We start from the raw sequence: 18306 nt of genomic DNA, 5'->3' as shown, positions 1-18306 counted from the left end.
TAGCAGCAGATTTGTTTCGTGCAACTAGCCCTCGATGCCGACGGCGCGGAATTTGTCCTCCACGAAGCGGAAATGCCGCTCGGGAGCACAGGCGTGCGCGATTTCGTCGGGGCCGAGGTGCTGGGAAACTGTGGGCTCCTGGGCGAGGTTGTCGGCGAAGTTACCGCCTTCCTTCCAGGTCTTCATGGCAGCGCGCTGCACGGCTTCGTAGGCGTCCTTACGCTCGAGGCCGCGGGCGGTGAGCATGAGGAGCGCGGACTGGCTGGCATAGAGGCCGCGGGTGATGTCCATGTTGCGCTGCATGTTCTCCGGATAAACCTGGAGGCCGTCGACGAGCTTGCGCAGGAGGACGAGCATGTAATCCATGAGCGTGCAGGAGTCGGGCAGGATGATGCGCTCGGCGGAACTATGGCTGATGTCGCGCTCGTGCCAGAGGGCGACGTTCTCAAGGGCCGTCATGGCATTGCCGCGAATGACGCGGGCGAGGCCGCTGAGGCGCTCACCGGTGATCGGGTTGCGCTTGTGCGGCATGGCGGAACTGCCTTTCTGACCGGCGGCGAAGTATTCCTCAACCTCGAGCACTTCCGTGCGCTGGAGGTGGCGGAACTCCGTGGCCCAGCGGTCGATGGAGCTGGCGATGAGGGCCAGCACAGTCATGAACTCAGCGTGGCGATCGCGCTGGATGATCTGGGTCGAGAGCGGGGAGGCCTTCAGGCCGAGCTTCTCGCAGACATGCTTCTCGACGCGTGGGTCGAGGTGGGCGTGGGTGCCGACGGCGCCGCTGATCTTGCCGACACGGACGCGCTCGCGCATCTCGCGCAGGCGGTCGATGGCACGGCCAAACTCATCATACATGAGGGCCATCTTGAGGCCGAAGGTGATCGGCTCGGCGTGGATGCCATGGCTCCGCCCGATCATCGGGGTAAACTTGTGCTCGATGGCGCGCTTGGCGATGGCCTCGCGCAGCGAGAGGAGGTCTTTCTCCAGGATCTCGCAGGCGGAGTTCATCTGCACGGCCAGCGTTGTGTCGAGCAGGTCGGAGGAGGTCAGCCCTTGGTGCACCCAGCGGGCGGCGGGGCCCACGTGCGTCGCCACTTCCTCGAGGAAGGCGATGACGTCGTGGTTCGTGCGTTTTTCGATTTCGCGGACCTTCTCAATGTTAAAAGTGGCCTTGGAGCGAATCGTGACGGCATCCTCCTTGGGGATTTCTCCGAGGTCGGCCATCGCCTCGCAGGCGAGGGTCTCGATTTCGAGCCAGATTTCGAGTTTGCGCTGCTCGGTCCACAGCGAGCGCATCTCGGGCAATGAATAACGATCAATCACCCGCTGGAGCGTAAGCGGGTGAACGTCGTGTTACCAATAAAAAACCCCGGGGGATTATCCCTGCCAGCGAAATGTCACGGCCTTCTCGGTCTCGGGATGGAGGCTGAGGGCGACCGGGCAGGTAAGGGCGGCATTCTCGATTTCCGCGCGATCCGGGTGGTTGGCAGGCTGAGGGATGGTGATTTCCACCTCGATTTTCGCGATGCGACGTGGCGGAGCCGGAGTCATGTGCTTGCGGATGACGGCGGAAGAGCCTGACAGTTCGATCGCGAGGCCCTTTTTCTGGGCGATGATGCCCATCGTGGTGAGCATGCAAGTGCCTAACGATGTGGCGGTAAGGTCCGTCGGGCTGAAGGCGGCACCGCGCCCCAGATTATCAGCGGGCGCATCGGTGGAAAGCGTGGCCTTGGAAGGGCCGTGGACGGAAGAGCAATGCAGCTCTCCTTCGTACTGGACAGTGATCTCTACCATGCGCCCAGACTAGCCGGGCGGCATGGCAAAGAAAGACGTAATGCGTTACGCGGCAATGCGAACCCTCTTGAGCTTGCCGTTGCTTTCGACGCGGACGCGTCCGGTTTCGAAAAGATCAACGATGGCAGCAAGAGTTTCACGGCTGTCGCGGGCGCAAGAGGAGACGATCTCGACCAGTTCTCCGAGTGAGTAGTGCTTGCGATTGATTTTGCGGTAGCGGTTTTTCATAGGAACTTCCTCTTTTAAAGGATTTACGGGTTAGACGGGGGCTTGGTTGTCCCCGTTCAAAAAAAACACCCGATTACCGCTACGATCAGGGAGAAACCTGATGATCGATCCGTTGGAAAAAATCCGCTGCTTTTTGGTCGGCTGGGTCGTTGGGAGTCCGGAGGATCTTGATGGAGCGGTGATTACGGACGATCGCGACCCACGAGAGGTCCGTAATTATTTCCGGGCTGAGCGTAAGGGAATCGAGCGGCAAGGCGGCAAGGACGCGAATTCCGGCGGGATTGAGGCCGGAGATGTCAAGTCGACGCAGGTAGCGCGATCCGGCCAGTGGGGACAGGTCGCCCACGTAGGTGTTGGCAAGAGAGAGATCCTCGAGGGCGGCGACGAGCCGGAGAGCGTCGATACTTGTAATCCGGCTCCCGGAGAGATCGATCGACTTCACCCGCAAGAGCGTGCGGGACATGGGGAGGGAGTCGATGCGGCAGTCTGTGAGCGCGAGCTTTTCCAGCGGCAATCCGAGCAGGGAGTTCCAGTCTATGCCAGTGGCCCCCTGGATCGTGAGGCTGGAAACATTGAGCGGTTTGAGGGGCGAGAGATCATTCAGGTCTCCGCTGGTCTTCAGCGTCACGGTGAAGCGTCCTGAGGAGTCCGAGGATAGTGTGGGTGTGGAAATGCCGGGATTCCTCGTCAGGAGGGAAAGCGCGACTTCGTTGGAAGACGGAATCCGGGTCTCGGTGACGGCCGCGCTGCGGCGGGAGTTCTTTTCGCTGAGCGTCTTGATGATCGCGACTGTGGATTCGTTACCCGGGAGATTGGCGTCGGAGAGCAGCGAAAGAGCGCGTTCCGGACGATCTCCGAAGGATTTCAGGGCGTCCTGGGCGACGGAATGCAAACGCAGGGCATCATCGGCGATCTCGCTTTTTCCATACTTCGCGGCCTGGGCAAAGCTGTCGGCAGCAAGGTCGCACTCAAGCAGCGCGAGATGCATGCGACCCTTGAGGAGCCAGGCCGGGGCAAAGGTGGGATTGGCCAGAAGGACCATTGAGGACTGATCGATGGCGCTGCTGACGCGGCGAATGATCTCCGAGGGCGTGCGTGCGAGACGCTGAACCTCGAGAGGAGCGAGATCCCAGCGCGAGATACGAATGGCCTCCTTCATCTGCTCTTCGAAGGAGGGATCGGGAGAGGCGTCGGCAGGAGCCGCGCGATGGGTTTCCTGTGAGTTCTCCGCGGCGATGCGCAGGTTTTCCATGCGTTCGCGAGTTTCGCGCAGCAGCTGTTCGTTGGCCTGGGCGTTTTTCTCGGCCTCCTCACGGCGTTTTCGCTCGGTTTCGGTGAGGGCGGTGGCTTCTGCGCCGAGTTCCTTCGCTCGCCGGGCCTCGTCCAGGGCATCCCGGGCGATTTTTTCCTGCTCTTCCGCGCGTACCTGGGCGGCGCGGGCTTTGGTTTCCTGATCCTCCGCTGCGCGGCGGCGCATTTCAGCGAGCGCGCGCTGCTCCTCGGCGAAGGCCTGCTGCTGATGGGCGAAATCCGAGGCATCCTGCGCGCGCTTGAGCTGACGAGAGAGAATGACGATGGCGACGAGCGTGCCGGTGATAAAGACCAGGATGGAGGCGGCCGTGACGGCGGCGACGGCGCGATTGCGCTGGATGAGCTTCTTGACGAGGTCGATGGCCTGCACTGGCTTGGCCGAGATGACCTCGCCCTTGCGAAAACGCCCGATATCGGCGCTGAGCGCGGCGACATTGCGATAGCGTTCGGCGGGGTCATTGCGCAATGCCTTTAGTGTGATGATCTCGAGGTCGGGATCGATGTTGGGATTGATCGAGCGGAGCTTGGGAGGCTCGTGGGACTGGAGAGCCTGCGCGTCGCCGATGATGTTGCCTGTAGCCTCGAAGTGTCGGCGCCCCGTCAGCATCTGGTACAGGATCGTGCCCAGGCTGTATACGTCGGCGCGCTCGTCGACATCCTTGCTCGATTCGGCCTGCTCGGGGGCCATGTTTTCCAATGTGCCGACCACATGCCCGGTGACGGAGAGCGAGTGAGTGCCATCAGCGCTGAGTTTGGCGAGGCCGAAGTCTGCCACCAATGGCTCGCCATCCTCGCGCAGCAGGATGTTGCCGGGTTTCAGGTCCCGATGGAGCACGCCATGCTCGTGGGCAAACTGCACGGCGTCGCAAACCTTGAGGAATATGTTGAGAGTCTGCTCGACAGGGAGGATGCGGGTGTCCTTGGGGCGGCTGACTTCGGGCCCATTCTCCCCTTCTGGCGGTGGCAGGCTGTCGCGCAGCGACTTGGCAGACCGAATGGACGAAATGAGCGCGGGCAGATCGACGTGCTCACGGCTGGGCGTCTTTTCGGAATCGGTCGGTGTGCTCTCGTACAGCAGATCGTAGAGCGGAAGACCATTGACGAACTCCATGGCGAGGTAGTGGATTCCCTCGAATTCGTTCATCTCATACACACGGCAGATATTGCGATGAGGCAGACGGGCCATCACCTCAGCTTCGCGACGAAAGCGCTTCAGCTGCGCCTCGGTGACGGATTCCGCGGTGTGAAGGACCTTGATCGCGACGGAGTTGCCGAATCGATCGATACCTCGCCAGACCTTGCCCATGCCGCCGGTGCCGACAACCTCGATGAGTTTATATTTTCCGACGGTCTGGACGGACTGGGAGATGACGTTGTCGTCGCGCAGCTCAAGGGAGTCGCCAACCTCCTGCGGTCGCACGACGCGCAGGATGGGAACGGTCTGGTCGCGACCTGGCACGCGGAATGACCAGAGATAATCGAAGTAGTATTCGGCGTTGGAAGCATTGTTTTGCACGTCCGGACCGACGAGATAGACGATACGCTTCAGGTTTTCCGGTAGGGGAGCCACCTCATCGCCGACCCACTGGAAATCACTGAGATCAGGTTCCGTAGAGTTCTCCGCGCGGACGTGCTGCCATCCAGGAGGCAATACCCGTAGGAGATGTGTGAGAGTATGCTCGGGAAGGATGGTTTCGCCCGGCCGGGCAAGGTCGGAGAGCCGGCGAGCGAGCTCCACAGGCTTCCCGAGAGCGGTGTAGTGCTGGGTGTACGAGTTGCCGACGGACCCGACGAGGGTATCTCCGGTCCAGAGTCCGCAGGAACATGGAGGAAGCTCCTTGCCCTGGCGGAGGAACTCTCCGTGAATGCGTGACATCTTGGCCATCTGCTCACAGGCCGCCCGGATGGCGCGCAGCGGGTGGTCGGCGAAATAGCGCGGTGCTCCGTAGATGCCGAGGATTGAGCCGCCCTGGATCTCGCCCACGGTGCAGCCGGACTCCCAAATGGCATCTCCGGCCTCCTCGATGAAGCAATTGACCAGGAGGCGAACGTCCATGGCCGAGCTGCGTTCGCTCACCTCGGAAAGACCGCGGAGCTGGGTGTGACCGATGGTGATGTAACGGCGCTCCGGGAGGCGAGCGGTGCGCAATTCATCCTCTTCGAGCGATTCAAAAGGCGTGCCGCTGACATAGCGCAGATCACTGCCGACAAATTCCGTGCTGGAAACCTCGTCGAGCACGATATCGAGCACACCGCCCTCGCTGTAGACCTTTGCTTCAAACACCCGCCCCTCGGCATCGGTGACGAGGTGGTTGCTGGTGCGGTGACTGACGTCGCGGACGAAGCAGGTGGAGATTTCGCCCTGGCATCGAGCGGCCAGCACGTCGAGGGGGGTGCCTACGAGGTCGCGCTTGGAAACTCCGAGATATTGGCATAGCGAAGCATTCGCGTAGATCACCAGGTCATCCGGCGACACCCTGGCCAGCATCGCCCTCAGCGGCGCCCTAGGGGAGGTTTCCATCAAGTTGCTTTCTTAACTGCCTGAGGCTGAATACGCAATCCTCCGTTGCATGCTAGGCGAGGCCGCGATCCTCCACCTCATCCTCATCCCAGCCCAGAAGGTGGCCGATCTCGTGAAGCAGGGTGATTCGCACTTCCTCCTCAAACGTGGTGCCAGCCTCTTCCGCCTCATCCCAGATATTCTCCAACCAGAGCCGGATACACGCCATGGGTGCGGAATCCGGACCCGGATCAAAGAGACCGAGTGTGTCGGGGGCGATTCCCTCGTCGATATCTTTTTCGGAGGGAAGCGCCTCGAAGAAAATCGGCACCTCATCCAAAGCCGTGCGTACTTCCAGGGGGAGTTCCTTTAGCGTTTCCGCGGAAATCTGCTCCGCCCAGGAGACCATTTGTTTGAAATTCATTGCCGTTGTCACCAGCCGATTGAACGTTTATCAAACGCCCATGCCAGATACCAACGAAGGAAATCCGCTCCGCGAAGGCCTCTCGAGCCGCAACATGCCCGAGCCCTGCGCCGTGGTGATTTTTGGCGCCACCGGCGACCTGACCCACCGGAAGCTGGTTCCCGCCCTGTACAATCTCGCAGCCGACGGAGCTCTCCCTCCCGCTGTGAGCGTGGTCGGATTTGCCCGACGCGACAAGACCGATGAAGTTTTCCGCACGGAAATCGAGGAGGCGGCCCGGAAGTTTTCCCGGCAGAAGATCAATGACGAGCTGTGGTCCAGCTTCTCGTCATCGATCTTCTATCACCGCAGCGAATTTGACAACCTGGAGGGCTACGAGGCTCTCGCCAAGCGGCTCGATGAGCTGGACGCCCAGCGCGGCACGCGCGGCAACCGCCTGTTTTATCTCTCTGCCGGTCCTGACCAGTTCCCGGTCATCCTCGAGAATCTCCGCAAGAGTGGCCTGAACAAAGCCCAGCCCGGCAGTTGGGCCCGCGTGATCGTCGAGAAGCCATTCGGCACCGACTTGCCGACAGCGCAGATCCTCAACAATATGGTCGTCGAGGCTTTCCCGGAAAAGGATACCTTCCGTATCGACCACTACCTCGGCAAGGAGACCGCACAAAACATGATGGTGTTGCGCTTTGCCAACGCGATCTTCGAGCAGTTGTGGAACTCCCGCTACATCGACCATGTGCAGATCACGGCCAGCGAGCCGCTCGGCGTGGAGGGACGTGCCGGGTACTATGACAAGTCAGGCGCCCTGCGCGACATGGTGCAAAACCATCTCCTGCAACTCCTCTGCCTCACCGCGATGGAACCGCCGGCAGGCCTCGATGCCGACGCCATCCGCGACGAGAAGGTGAAGGTCTTGAAATCCCTCCGTCCCATCGTGGGTGACGACGTGCGCAAGTACGTGGTGCGCGCCCAGTACGGTGCGGGAGCGATCAACGGCAAACGCGTGGCGGCCTATCGCGACGAGCAGGGCGTGAACCCGACATCCGTCACGGAGACCTACGTGGCGCTTCAGGTGAATATCGACAACTGGCGCTGGGCGGGCGTGCCGTTCTTTGTGCGCGTGGGCAAGCGTCTGCCCAAGGCCTGCACGGAAATCGCTGTGCAGTTCAAGGGCGCGCCGGCGGTGCTTTTCAATGCCACGGGCGAGACGATCGACAGCAACGTGCTCGTGATCCGTATCCAGCCCGACGAGGGCATCTCCCTGCGCATGAGTGCGAAGATGCCGGGTTCGAGCCTGCAGATTGAGCCGGTGAAGATGGATTTTCATTACGGCACCAGCTTTGGCAAGGCCACGCCGGAGGCTTACGAGCGCCTGCTCCTCGACGCGATGAGCGGCGACGCGACGCTCTTCGCCCGCCGCGACGAGGTCGAGGAGGCGTGGAAATTTGTTGATGCCCTGCATGATGCCTGGGCGAAGGAGTCTGAAGACCTCGCCATGTACTCCGCGGGCACGTGGGGGCCGACCGAGGCTGACGAACTCATCAAGCGCCACGGCGCAACCTGGAGAAGACTATGAGCCTCGCGGTGGACCCCGGATTGCCGGTGGAAATCGGCACGATCGGCAAGGAGCTCGGGAAATTGTGGGAGGAGAGCGGCGACACAAAGACGCGCGCCTCACTCATCAATCTCGCGATCTATACCGAGAATCCCGACGCGGTGCCGTGGAATACCGGACTCATCGCAGAAATCGCGGGCGAACACGCCTGCCGTGCCCTGCTGATCTTTGCCGACCCGGCCTCGGAGAAACCCGACGCCCGAGCCTGGATCAGCGCTCACTGCCACATGGCAGGCAAGGGCGAGCGGCAAATTTGCTCCGAGCAGATCACCTTCGAGCTCGATGGCGAGATGGTGCATTCGCTGCCCAACATCGTCTTTTCCCACCTCGACTCCGACCTGCCACTTTATTTCTGGTGGCAGGGGGAATTCCGCGAGCCGCTGGACCAGAAGCTCTGGAGCTGGATCGACCGGCTCATCTTTGACAGCGCCGACTGGCAGAAGCCCGTCGAGCAGCTCGCCATCGCACGCAAGATCGCCACGCTCAATGCCGAGCGCACGATCCTTTGCGATCTCAACTGGACTCGTCTGCTTGGGACACGCTTCGCGCTGGCCCAACTGTTTGACCACTCCTGTGCGAATGCCCGCATGCGCGAGATCGAGAAGGTCACGATCACGACGTCGCGCCGCAGCACGGGCCTGCTCCTGCTCGGGTGGCTGGCTACACAGTTCGGCTGGAAGTTCCAGTCGCTGCTCGGCAAGGAGTTTTTCCTTCCGCAGAGCGGCGGGCACATCGATTTCAGCGTAACCGAAAAGCCCGGTGCGGATATTGCGGAGGTTTCTTTCCAGACGGCGGATGTGTCCTTTGGCATCCGACGCGAGGAGTATTCCGAGTATTTCCACGGCTACATCGACGGCGGCGGCTTCTGCAACACGAACATGGTGTTGTCGGCCGGCAAGTCCCGCATCGAGGACATTCTCCTCATGGAACTCAGCCGCGGCGGCAAGCACCCGTTGTACGCCAAGGCGATCTCAGCGATCGAGCCGTTGCTCGGCCACTAGCTGATCCGAAAATCCTGGCCGCAGCCGTCGATCATCAGGTCGATCGCTGCGGCTTTTTCGTGATAAGGAGCGATTATCTCAAACCTTGGCGGACTCCGCTTGCGAAGCGGGACTCACTATGTTAACGCCGCAGAATCATCTCATCGCATGAAGGGAAAACTCGCCAGGACAGGTGGTTGGATCGGGGTATTGTCGTTGCTTGCAGCCGGGATGGCCGCGGCGGCATGGAATGATCCGGTGACAAATACGCCGGCCATTATTCAACTGGATTTTGGCCCTTACGGAAACAAGCTCCCCGGCGATGGTCAGAACTATTGCGAACCCACCTCGGCGGTGATGTCGCTCTTCTGGCTGGGTAGCAATGGATTCACTCAACTTACGCCCTCGACCTATCCTGGACAGAACGATCCCTATACCTACAACCTCGAGCGTCTTATGGGCGGACTCATGCAGACTTCCGCCACGCAAGGAACGTACGACTCCTCTGCGATCCAGGGCATTTCGGATTATCTTGCCGCAGCTGGTCTCAGTGGGTCCTTCAGCTATATCTACAATGGCGGGGATTCGGCATCGAATCTCTTGAATCCATCCTGGCTGGCTGCCCAACTCGCGCCCAATGCGGGAGCGAATCCGGGCAGCATTACCTTTATTGATTTTTCGATCTCGTGGTACGGCCAGAACTCGGGCAGTTCAACGAGTTTCAGTGCCGAAGGCGGCCATGAGCTGGCCCTCCTGGCCGTGGTTGATCCGACTGGCAACGCCCAGCTTATCTTGAACAACGCCTACCCGAGCACGCTGGAAAACGTTCCCAATGTTCCTGAGAGCGATCCCCAGACGCTCGGCATCACTCAGGTACCAGCCGGATGGAATCTCCCGGGCATGGCGCTGCCATCAGAGGACTACTGGCAACTCCAGAGCTCTGATGGCACGGTGGGCGATGGGTCGACTACCAAGGCCATCGTGGATTCCGCGTATGCCTTCTCTGTCGACACTATGGCCAATCCGACTTTGAACCCGTCATGGACTCCGGCGGATTGGGTGATCTCAGGCAGCAAGACGATCAATACAAATAGTGCGACATTTACCGTGCAGGCGGCGGTGACTGGCGCGGGAGGTTTCAACAAGACGGGCGAAGGTGCACTGGTGCTGACTGCGGGCGATGATCTCACAGGAAACAATGCTGTCTCCGGTGGGGCGCTTGGTAGCACCAATGCCGGAGACTCGACCCCGCTGGGCACCGGGTCATTCGTGCTGACGAATGGCGGCACCATCGGTCTCACTCCCGCGGGAAGCGGAGGGCCGCTTGCCTTTTCCATCGCGTCCGGCTCGGGCAGCTCCGTGACATTCGGAGCAGGTGGAGGGGCTCTGGAGATTGACGCGGGCGGGTACGATTCGCTCTCGGTGACGATGGGCGATGGATCTGCGACTTCCAGCAACCTGATCCGTCAGAGCGCGGGGACGTTTGTCATCATTCCCGCCCATGGCATTTCGGCGCTTGGCACGACCGAGCGGGTGCTCGTGGCTGGAGGATCGTCGAGCAGGCCGGCGAGTGTGAATGGCATGGTCGCTCCGTATATCGTCGGACAGGACAATGACGCAGGTGCCAGCGGGTATTTCCTCAACTATGACGGAAGCGCGGGCTTTCAGAAGGCGGCAGCAGTGTCCTCCCTGAGCACGGCAATCGATGTGGCGACCAGTTCCACGGTTTATGCGGCAGAGACCGATCAGGTCATCGCCACGAATGAAACGGCAAGAGTGTACGCTCTCCAGGTTAATGATTCCGAAGTGAGTGGAACGAATGCGACGCTCGAGGTCGGATCGCGGCAGGCGGGCGACTCTGCCGGGGTGATCCTGAATGGTGGCACGATCTCGGCCAGTTCGTTGGATTTTGGAGCTGCAGAGGGTGTGATTTATGCAAGCGAGGCAGGAGGAGCCATCTCGTCGACGATCACCAGCTCCGCGGGACTGACTACCTTCGGTCCTGGTACGGTGGCTTTGAGCGGAGACAGCACGAGTACGCTTTCGGGTACTGTGACGGTCAACTCCGGCACGCTCTCGGCCCAGAGCGCCCAGGGTTCGGCCACGGGTTCTGCCAATGTTTCCGTGCAGGCTAATGCGACTCTCTCAGTCAGCGGAGCCGGGGCCGTGGCGGGCAATGTCTCCGTGCAGAATAACGGTACGCTGTTGCTTTCCGGCGGCACAATCTCTGGAAATGTGACTGTAGCCGAGGTGGGACAAAGCTCGGCGAATCCTGGTGGCACACTGGCCGGTAGTGGAACTCTCTCGGGCTCCACGACCGCTCGGGGTGTTATCACCTCAGGGGCGTCAGGAGGCAACATCACCTTTGAAGGCTCGGCTGATCTGAACAGCTCCCAATTTTTCTGGCAGTTGGATTCGCTGACCGATGACGCCTCCCAGGCCGGGATCGAGTGGAATCTGCTGACATTCCTTGGCGATTCCCACGTGGGATCGGAGGACGCCCCGGTGACGATCTATCTCCAGTTTGCGGCAGGGGTGATCACGCCGGATACCGCTGATCCCTTCTGGATGACAGATCACGAGTGGAAAATCTGGGATTTTTCCCAGGCTACATCCTACTCATGGGATGACTCGGGTGATGGAAACACGTCGTTCAACTATGGAAATTTTGACGTGGTGGAGAAGGCTGCTGACAACTCCGTGTATCTGAAGTATGTCGCGGTGCCTGAGCCTGCGGTGATCTGGCTGGCGCTGGCGGGCTGCGGAGCGATGATCGCCTCGCGGAGAATCCGCCAACGCCGTTGAGACGGGCTGGCCTTACAGAGACCAGGTGGGCTCGGTTACTTTCCCGAGGCCGGTAACGATGGGAACCTGACGTCCGTTCTGCGTGTCGAGCAGGATGAGTGACGAGCCGTTGCTGAAGATCACGTGGCGGGAATCCGCGCCGAAAACGGGGTCTTCGCCCGCGGTGAGGAGCTGGGTCGCACCACCCTGGAGATCCTTCACGGCGATGGAGAAACCGCCCGTGCGGACGGTGAAGGCAACCTTGCGACCATCAGGCGACCAGCTCGGCTCGGTGCAGTAGTTGTAGCCGGTCGAGATGGGCTGGCCTGAGCCGCCGCCCGCTCCGATCTTGTAAAGCTGCGGACCGCCGCGATCGTCGGAGGAGTAGATGATCTGCGAACCATCAGGCGACCAGGTTGGCGAAGACTCCACACCGGAGGTCTTGGTCAGGCGGCGAGCGCCGGAGCCGTTGGCGCCGACGATGTAAAGCTCGGGGTTGCCGTCCTTGCTTAGTGTGCAGGCGATGCGGTCGCCATCGGGCGAGAAGGAAGCGCCCGAGTTGGTGCCGGGGAATTTGATGATGCGGTTGCGAGCACCGGAGGCGAGATCGATGAGATAAATGTCGGCGTAGCCGCTCTGGTATCCCGTATAGGCGAGTTTCGAGCCGTCGGAGGAAAGGGCCGGAGCGACGCTGATCGAGCCGTCATTGGTGATCTGTCGGACGTTCGCGCCATCGTAGTCGGCGGTATAGATTTCCTTGCGGCCAGTGCGGGTGGCGACAAAGGCGATCTTGGTGCTCGCGATACCCTTCTTGCCCGTAAGCGTTTCGACGATGTCATCGGCGAAGTGATGCACTGCGGCGCGGGTGCCGCCAGCATACGACTTCTGCAGCACGACGCTGCCGCGCTGGTCGACGACCTGTCCCTCCAGGGAACCGCCGTTGGCATTGCCGGAGATGATGTAGCTCGCACGCTCGGGCGGCGTGAGCGAGAAGAGACCGGAGAGGTCGAGGTCGTTCTGCAGCACCTTGGTGGCGGTTGCGCCATCTCCGCCTCCGATGGTCTTCAGCGCGACGCTCGTGGTATCGCCTTTGCGGATGGTGATGGTGGCCGGTTCCTGCGCTTGCGCCAGAGCGGCAAGGGCAAAGAGGAGTAGGACAGCTCGCTTCATAATGATGGGTAGGTGTGAATTGGCAAAAGAATCGCGGGTTTGCAACTTACGATTTGAAACGCCCTCGCACGGGGAACGTTCCGAGGCTTACGAGTGACTCGGAAAGCTTGCGTGCACGTGCGAGCGCCTTGGCTGCTGCTGGATCGTGCTCGCCGCCCTCGATCTCGACAAAGAAGACGTAGGTCTGTGGTTTTCCTGGCACCGGCCGCGAAACGATGCGGGTGAGGCTCACGCCGAGACGGGCGAAGGGACCAAGGAATTGATGGAGGCTGCCGCAGGAGTTGGGCAAGGCGGCGATGAGGGCCGTCTTGCGCACCTCGTCGATTTCCGGCGCGGGTGATGCGCCGATGATCGCAAAGTGGGTCACATTTACGCTGCCAGCGTGGGATTTCTCCAGGACGTCGAGGCCGTACACCTCGGCGGCTCCGGGCGAGGCGAGAGCCGCCGCGTGGGGCGACGCCTTAGCCTTCTGCGCCGCGATGGCGGTACTGGCGACGGCTCGCTGGCGAGCCTTGGGATAACGCTGTTTCAGCCATTCCGCGTGATGCTTGAGCTGGATGAAATGCGAGTAGATGGTCGTGACCTCCTGCCCGGCGTGACCGAGGAGGGCGATACGGACGTCGAGGGAGAGTTCTTCGCGGAGGAAGATCTTTCCGGCATTGCGGATCATGGCGTCGACGGAATCGTAAACGGTCCCGCCGCTGGAGTTCTCCACCGGGACGAGGCCGAGGCCGGAGGGATTTTCGCGCACACGATCATAAATGGCCTCGATCGCAGGGCAGGCGACGAGGTTGGCGCGGCGGCCAAATCGCTTCCGGGCAAGGATATGAGAGAAGGTTCCTTCTGGGCCCAGGTAGTAAATCTCCGGCATTCCTCTCTTTTTCCGGCTGATCAGGCTGCCTGACAAGTGGCGAGTTTGCATTATTTCACTTGTCAGGGGGCGATGGGGGGACTCTACATCACGGAATGCCCACGTACGTGTATGAAACGATTCCGGCAAAGAAGGGCGCCAAGCCGCGCCGCTTCGAGATTCGCCAGAGCATCAAGGATGCCGCGTTGACTCATGATCCGGAGAGCGGCGAACCTGTGCGCCGGGTGATCGCCGGGGGAGTTGGCGTGTTAACCGGTTCATCCTCATCGACGAGCCGTCACGTGCATACCTCGTCCTGTGGATGTGGCGCAGGCGGATGCGGTCGGTAATGCGCATTCTCGGGAGCCTCGTTCTTGCCATGGCGCTGGTCTGCCTGCCAGCCGGATGCTCCGTTTTTGGCAAGAAGGAACCCAAGCCCGCAGAGACAGCTGCCACGGCGCAAACACCGAGCTTTTTGCGTCCGGCACCCATCCCGACCCCGACGCCAGCTCCGCCTCAGAAGTTCAAGAAGCCGCTTTTGGTGCAGGTCTTCTCCTGCTTCGGCCTCTTTGATAAGCTTTTTCCCAAGAAAAAAGGTCCGCCCAAGGCAGAGCCTGCCCAGTTGATCGGTACGGTGAAAATGGTCAACCTTGACGACAAATTTGTCCTGATCGACGCCTTGGTCTACACACCGGGCGCGCCGGGCGATTCGCTCATCTGCATTTCGAACCAGCGCGAGACGGCCGGCCTCCATGTCAGCCCGCTCCGCAAACCTCCTTTCCTCATCGCGGACATCGTGTCCGGAACCCCGTCGGTGGGGGATCGCGTTTACAAGCCATGATGGTTGACAACGTGAAGTTTGCCCCCTAATCCTTAACCACCTTAACTATTTTTCATGGCGATAGACCTGACACCGAACCAGAGCCGGCCCGATGTGGAACGGCTTGCCGATATCGTGATGTCACTTCAGCGCTGTTTTGTGCTGCGTCTCTCGGAGCAACTCGGTCGCGGGCAGGTGTCGTTCCCGCAGTACTTCCTGCTGGGCCATCTGTCCGACGGGATGCCGGTGACGATGAGTGAGGTGGCCGAGCGGATGGATCATTCCACCGCGGCTGCGACGGGATTGGTCGATCGCCTGGAGAATCTCGGGTACGTCGAACGTACTCACGCCACCAACGATCGGAGAAAGGTCCTCGTGCGCATTACGCCCAAGGGGACGGAGCTGGTCGAGCGGATGCGTCAGGACATCGTCAACAACCTCAGCCAGATCATGGACATGCTCGAGCCGGAAGAGCGCCGCTCCTGGTTGAACATTTACGAGAAAATTTACCAATTTTGCCACAACAAGGAAAAGTCATGCGAAGCCTAGTCACCGTCAGCACGATTTACAGGACGACCGTTTGCGCTTGGGCGATCACGGCGACCGTGGGTTTTGCCCAGAATACAAACAGCCAGTTCCCGACCCCGTCTCCGCTGCCGACTCCGAATCTCAGTGCGAGCCAGCCGGTGCTGCCTCAGATGCCCGCCTATGCCGGGCCCGGCACGCCGCCGCCGATGCCGACGCCATATAACCTGAACCAGCAGCCGACCTCGCTGGCCAATCCGGTGCAGGTCACCCTGGCCTCTCCGACTCCGACTCCAGCGGCCACACCCACGCCGGGAGTGACTCCGGCTCCCACCCCGCTGCCCGATGGCACGATGCCGCTTACACCTCCGCCTCTGCCCACCCCGGTGATGCAGGACGCGTCGACGCTCTCCGACCAGTTACCTCCCTTGCCCGCTCCCACGCAGTCTGCAGAGAATCTTTTGCCGACCAAAGAGACCGGCAAGATGGAGAGCTCCGAGGAACTGGCGATGAAGCAGAAGATGGTGATGGCCGACTTTGAGAAATCCCTCACGGCTCTCATTGCCCGCCAGCGCAATCCCAAAGTCGCGGACCTCACGCTCAATGATGCCGTGCAGATCGCGTTGAAGCAGAATCCGCAAATCCTCAATGCGATCCAGCAGATCCGCTTGACCCGCGGCCAGTTGATCCAGGTGGTCTCACAGGTGATGCCGCAACTGGGCATCACCTCGGGTTACACCCAGCAGGCGCAGGATTTGACCACGAATGGCCGCTCCTCCGGTGGCCGCATTGAGATTCCGAACCCGAACGGCAAATCCACCGTGCTGACCTTTGGCGGCAACCAGGGAGGCGTGCAGAATCAGACTTGGAATATCCAGTTCCAGGCAACTCAGACGATCTTCGACCTTCAGGCGGTCGCCGGGATTTCGGCCGGAAGCTCCGCCTATAATAGCGCGTTCTTCAGCCTCCGAGCGACGATCGACAACATTGTCTCGCAGGTAGTCACCAGCTTTTACCAGGTGGTGCTGAACCGCGCCCTCATCGTGGCGCAGGAGCAGAACGTCAACCTCCTCCAGCAGCAGGTGAAGGATCAGCAGAACCGCTACGAGGCGGGAACCGTGCCGCGTTTCAACGTGCTGCAGGCCGAGGTGGCGCTGGCCAATGCCCAGCCGCCGCTCATTCAGGCGCAGAATGCCTACCGCATCTCGCTGTACCAACTCGTCGCTCTGCTTGGCATGGATTATCCGAAAGGCCGCCCGAGCGAGGTGCCGTTCAATGTGGTTGGCAATCTCGGCTACAACCCGCGCAAGATCGACACGGATGAATCGATCCGTGTGGCCATCGCCCGCAACCCGGCTCTGAAGGCCCAGCGCCTCGACATCCTCTCCAACGGAGCCAACGTCAACGCCCAACTCGCCGGGTTCCTCCCGACGATTAACGCCAACGGCGGTTACCAATACACGAACAACACCGGATCGACGAACCTGGCCGACACGCTTTCGGGATGGTTCTTCGGTGCTACGGGCACTTGGAATATCTGGGACGGCGGCCTCACCTACGGCAATGTCGCACAGGCCAAGGCACAGTTGATGCAGGCCAAGAACACCTACGACAACGGTATTCGCCAGGTCGTGCTCGATGTCCAGCAGTCGATCTCCAATTTGCAACAGGCCAAGGAGACGATCGACAGCCAGACGGCCAGCGTCGTACAGGCGACGGAAGCCCTCCGACTCGCCCGCGAGCGACTCGATGCCGGTGCCGGCACCCAGCTGGACGTCTTGAACGCCCAGGTGCAGCTCCTTCAAGCCCAGACCAACGTACTCCAGGCTCGCTACGATTACATCGCGGCGATGGCCAGCTACGACTATGCACTTTCGCTCGATACCCAGTACGTCGAGACATTCTCCGATCCGCTCGTGCGTCCGCTCAACCCGCAGGCTCTCAGCAAGGCGGAGACAGCCCACTTCCAGAAGGCGACGAATCCCGACAAGCCGCAGCCGGCCTTGCCTCGCGCCTTCCGCGACAGCGATCTGATCAAGCCGATCCTCGAGACGAATCCGACTCCGGCTCCGAAAAAGAAGCAGACCAAGGCGAACTCTTCCAAGTGATCGCCTGTCCGGTCGAGACGTTTCCCGCCCTCGACGCCCTGCCGTTTGCACGGGCCGCGTTTCTCCAACGCGCGCCCGGCATTGACGTCCTGACCGACCGGGAGACTGCGCTGGCGCGGCTCTGGGAGGTCCATCGCCATACGGCGGATGAGGCGGGTTTTGCGGGCATGCCCTTTGCCGTCGCCGAGCAGGTGCATGGCAGCATCGTGGCCGCAGTCTCAGGGCCGACCTCCGCACCCGTTCCGGGAGCAGATGGACTTATTACCTCATCCCGCGGCCTTTGCCTCGCTGTTTATGTGGCGGATTGCGCAGCGGTTTATCTCGTCGACAAAAAGGGGCGGGGGATAGGACTGGTACATTCCGGCAAGAAGGGCACCGAGCAACGCATCGTTGTCGCTGCCATCGATGCCTTGCGTGAGAACTATGGCATCCCGGCCGAAGACCTGGTCGTTCAGATCGCGCCGTGCATTCGTCCACCGCATTACGAGATCGATTTCGCGGCGCAGATCGTACGCGATGCGCGCGAAGCCGGAGTCACCGAAGTGATCGATTGCGGCACCTGCACCGCTTCGCATCCCGATACGTACTATTCTTATCGCCGGGAGATGGGGAGAACGGGACGCCTTCTCGCCTTGCTTGCGCTGGTCTAGAGAGGGATTGTCGACTGCGCCGTTGCCGGAGAAATGCAGTTTCGTTCCGTCATGACATGCATATCGACTATCTCTCCCATCATCCGGAGCTGATCGCACCGCTCGCGCAGCAATGCGCCAACGAATGGGCGCATCTTTATCTGGCCTGGGGAGAAGGGGAGGCGGTTGAGGAGTTTCGCATGGCGCGGACGGATGGCGGGATACCTGCAACCCTGGTTGCACTCGATGAGGATGGGACTCTGCTGGGAACGGTGAGCGTGATAGAGGATGACCTGCCGGGCTTTGAGCATCTGAATCCGTGGCTGGCCACGCTGCTCGTAGTGCCGGAGCAGCGCGGACGCGGCATCGGGGCGTTTTTGGTGCGGGAGGCGGAGCGATTTGCACGCGAGGCCGGGTATGGTGAGATGTACCTTTTCACGGAGTCCGCGCCAGGGTTGTTCCGGCGCATGGGGTGGCTCGAGATGGCGGAAACGACCGCCAATGGGCACGAAGTCCGGATTTTTCAGCGCAAGCTCGAGGCGTAAAAGCCTTGCCAATCATCGTCTGAATA

General features: G+C 60.9%; 16 protein-coding genes. 9 read left to right on the top strand and 7 right to left on the bottom strand.

Features of this window, described 5'->3' with window-relative positions; all coding sequences use genetic code 11:
• Window positions 1–24: 24 nt before the first annotated feature.
• From purB to TSACC_RS17110, 5 genes are all read right to left on the bottom strand, one after another.
• Window positions 25–1323 carry an adenylosuccinate lyase gene (gene purB, locus TSACC_RS17130; RefSeq protein ID WP_075080432.1) on the bottom strand — a complete coding sequence of 433 codons (1299 nt, stop codon included), beginning with the start codon at window positions 1321–1323 and terminating at the stop codon, window positions 25–27.
• 54 nt (window positions 1324–1377) lie between these two features.
• Window positions 1378–1794: an OsmC family protein gene (locus TSACC_RS17125; protein WP_075080431.1), complete on the bottom strand. Its 417-nt coding sequence runs from the start codon at window positions 1792–1794 to the stop codon at window positions 1378–1380.
• A 45-nt stretch (window positions 1795–1839) separates the two neighbouring features.
• Window positions 1840–2022: a hypothetical protein gene (locus TSACC_RS17120; protein WP_075080430.1), complete on the bottom strand. Its 183-nt coding sequence runs from the start codon at window positions 2020–2022 to the stop codon at window positions 1840–1842.
• A gap of 85 nt (window positions 2023–2107) precedes the next feature.
• Window positions 2108–5854 (bottom strand): protein kinase domain-containing protein, encoded by a 3747-nt coding sequence (locus TSACC_RS17115; protein WP_084400562.1) that lies wholly within the window; start codon window positions 5852–5854, stop codon window positions 2108–2110.
• A gap of 52 nt (window positions 5855–5906) precedes the next feature.
• Window positions 5907–6242 (bottom strand): metallopeptidase family protein, encoded by a 336-nt coding sequence (locus TSACC_RS17110; RefSeq protein ID WP_237763990.1) that lies wholly within the window; start codon window positions 6240–6242, stop codon window positions 5907–5909.
• 55 nt (window positions 6243–6297) lie between these two features.
• Between TSACC_RS17110 and zwf the strand changes: the two genes are divergently transcribed.
• From zwf to TSACC_RS17095, 3 genes are all read left to right on the top strand, one after another.
• A complete protein-coding gene (gene zwf / locus TSACC_RS17105) occupies window positions 6298–7830 on the top strand; it encodes a glucose-6-phosphate dehydrogenase (protein ID WP_075080801.1) in 1533 nt (510 codons plus the stop codon).
• Window positions 7827–8870: a glucose-6-phosphate dehydrogenase assembly protein OpcA gene (locus tag TSACC_RS17100; protein WP_075080427.1), complete on the top strand. Its 1044-nt coding sequence runs from the start codon at window positions 7827–7829 to the stop codon at window positions 8868–8870. The genes zwf and TSACC_RS17100 overlap by 4 nt, the downstream gene beginning before the upstream one ends.
• Window positions 8871–9017: 147 nt before the next feature.
• On the top strand, window positions 9018–11654 hold the full coding sequence (locus TSACC_RS17095; RefSeq protein ID WP_153811496.1) for an autotransporter outer membrane beta-barrel domain-containing protein: 2637 nt from the start codon (window positions 9018–9020) through the stop codon (window positions 11652–11654).
• Between the two features lie 12 nt (window positions 11655–11666).
• Here TSACC_RS17095 and TSACC_RS17090 read toward each other — a convergent pair whose 3' ends face one another.
• Window positions 11667–12803, bottom strand: a complete 1137-nt coding sequence (locus TSACC_RS17090; RefSeq protein ID WP_075080425.1) for a PD40 domain-containing protein — start codon at window positions 12801–12803, stop codon at window positions 11667–11669.
• 46 nt (window positions 12804–12849) lie between these two features.
• Window positions 12850–13725, bottom strand: coding sequence for a prephenate dehydratase (locus tag TSACC_RS17085; protein WP_075080424.1), 876 nt, complete (start codon window positions 13723–13725; stop codon window positions 12850–12852).
• Window positions 13726–13769: 44 nt separating this feature from the next.
• Between TSACC_RS17085 and TSACC_RS17080 the strand changes: the two genes are divergently transcribed.
• Genes TSACC_RS17080 through TSACC_RS17055 form a run of 6 tightly spaced genes read left to right on the top strand, consistent with a single transcriptional unit; the run spans window position 13770 to window position 18280 of the window.
• Window positions 13770–14003 carry an FmdB family zinc ribbon protein gene (locus TSACC_RS17080; protein ID WP_075080423.1) on the top strand — a complete coding sequence of 78 codons (234 nt, stop codon included), beginning with the start codon at window positions 13770–13772 and terminating at the stop codon, window positions 14001–14003.
• Window positions 14003–14494: a hypothetical protein gene (locus tag TSACC_RS17075; RefSeq protein ID WP_075080422.1), complete on the top strand. Its 492-nt coding sequence runs from the start codon at window positions 14003–14005 to the stop codon at window positions 14492–14494. The genes TSACC_RS17080 and TSACC_RS17075 overlap by 1 nt, the downstream gene beginning before the upstream one ends.
• 54 nt (window positions 14495–14548) lie before the next feature.
• The gene (locus TSACC_RS17070; protein ID WP_075080421.1) at window positions 14549–15022 is read left to right on the top strand and encodes a MarR family winged helix-turn-helix transcriptional regulator; all 474 of its coding nucleotides are present in this window, start codon (window positions 14549–14551) and stop codon (window positions 15020–15022) included.
• Complete coding sequence (locus TSACC_RS17065) at window positions 15010–17106, top strand: TolC family protein (RefSeq protein WP_075080420.1); 2097 nt, start codon at window positions 15010–15012, stop codon at window positions 17104–17106. The genes TSACC_RS17070 and TSACC_RS17065 overlap by 13 nt, the downstream gene beginning before the upstream one ends.
• Window positions 17103–17756: a purine nucleoside phosphorylase YfiH/LACC1 family protein gene (locus tag TSACC_RS17060; RefSeq protein ID WP_084400561.1), complete on the top strand. Its 654-nt coding sequence runs from the start codon at window positions 17103–17105 to the stop codon at window positions 17754–17756. Before TSACC_RS17065 ends, TSACC_RS17060 begins: the two co-directional genes overlap by 4 nt.
• A 56-nt stretch (window positions 17757–17812) precedes the next feature.
• Window positions 17813–18280, top strand: coding sequence for a GNAT family N-acetyltransferase (locus TSACC_RS17055; protein ID WP_075080419.1), 468 nt, complete (start codon window positions 17813–17815; stop codon window positions 18278–18280).
• Window positions 18281–18306 lie beyond the last annotated feature (26 nt).

The sequence above is a fragment of the Terrimicrobium sacchariphilum genome (assembly GCF_001613545.1).
GTDB classification, from domain to species: Bacteria; Verrucomicrobiota; Verrucomicrobiia; order Chthoniobacterales; family Terrimicrobiaceae; genus Terrimicrobium; species Terrimicrobium sacchariphilum.
Note: the sequence above shows the minus strand (reverse complement) of the source record. Positions and strands in the feature narration are given on the sequence as shown.

Excerpts from the sequence above, each read along its gene's own strand:
- TSACC_RS17125 (WP_075080431.1), bottom strand. The coding sequence starts at position 1,794 with ATGGTAGAGATCACTGTCCAGTACGAAGGAGAGCTGCATTGCTCTTCC.
- TSACC_RS17120 (WP_075080430.1), bottom strand. The coding sequence starts at position 2,022 with ATGAAAAACCGCTACCGCAAAATCAATCGCAAGCACTACTCACTCGGA.
- TSACC_RS17115 (WP_084400562.1), bottom strand. The coding sequence starts at position 5,854 with ATGGAAACCTCCCCTAGGGCGCCGCTGAGGGCGATGCTGGCCAGGGTG.
- TSACC_RS17110 (WP_237763990.1), bottom strand. The coding sequence starts at position 6,242 with ATGGTCTCCTGGGCGGAGCAGATTTCCGCGGAAACGCTAAAGGAACTC.
- zwf (WP_075080801.1), top strand. The coding sequence starts at position 6,298 with ATGCCAGATACCAACGAAGGAAATCCGCTCCGCGAAGGCCTCTCGAGC.
- TSACC_RS17100 (WP_075080427.1), top strand. The coding sequence starts at position 7,827 with ATGAGCCTCGCGGTGGACCCCGGATTGCCGGTGGAAATCGGCACGATC.
- TSACC_RS17095 (WP_153811496.1), top strand. The coding sequence starts at position 9,018 with ATGAAGGGAAAACTCGCCAGGACAGGTGGTTGGATCGGGGTATTGTCG.
- TSACC_RS17090 (WP_075080425.1), bottom strand. The coding sequence starts at position 12,803 with ATGAAGCGAGCTGTCCTACTCCTCTTTGCCCTTGCCGCTCTGGCGCAA.
- TSACC_RS17085 (WP_075080424.1), bottom strand. The coding sequence starts at position 13,725 with ATGCAAACTCGCCACTTGTCAGGCAGCCTGATCAGCCGGAAAAAGAGA.
- TSACC_RS17080 (WP_075080423.1), top strand. The coding sequence starts at position 13,770 with ATGCCCACGTACGTGTATGAAACGATTCCGGCAAAGAAGGGCGCCAAG.
- TSACC_RS17075 (WP_075080422.1), top strand. The coding sequence starts at position 14,003 with ATGCGCATTCTCGGGAGCCTCGTTCTTGCCATGGCGCTGGTCTGCCTG.
- TSACC_RS17070 (WP_075080421.1), top strand. The coding sequence starts at position 14,549 with ATGGCGATAGACCTGACACCGAACCAGAGCCGGCCCGATGTGGAACGG.
- TSACC_RS17065 (WP_075080420.1), top strand. The coding sequence starts at position 15,010 with ATGCGAAGCCTAGTCACCGTCAGCACGATTTACAGGACGACCGTTTGC.
- TSACC_RS17055 (WP_075080419.1), top strand. The coding sequence starts at position 17,813 with ATGCATATCGACTATCTCTCCCATCATCCGGAGCTGATCGCACCGCTC.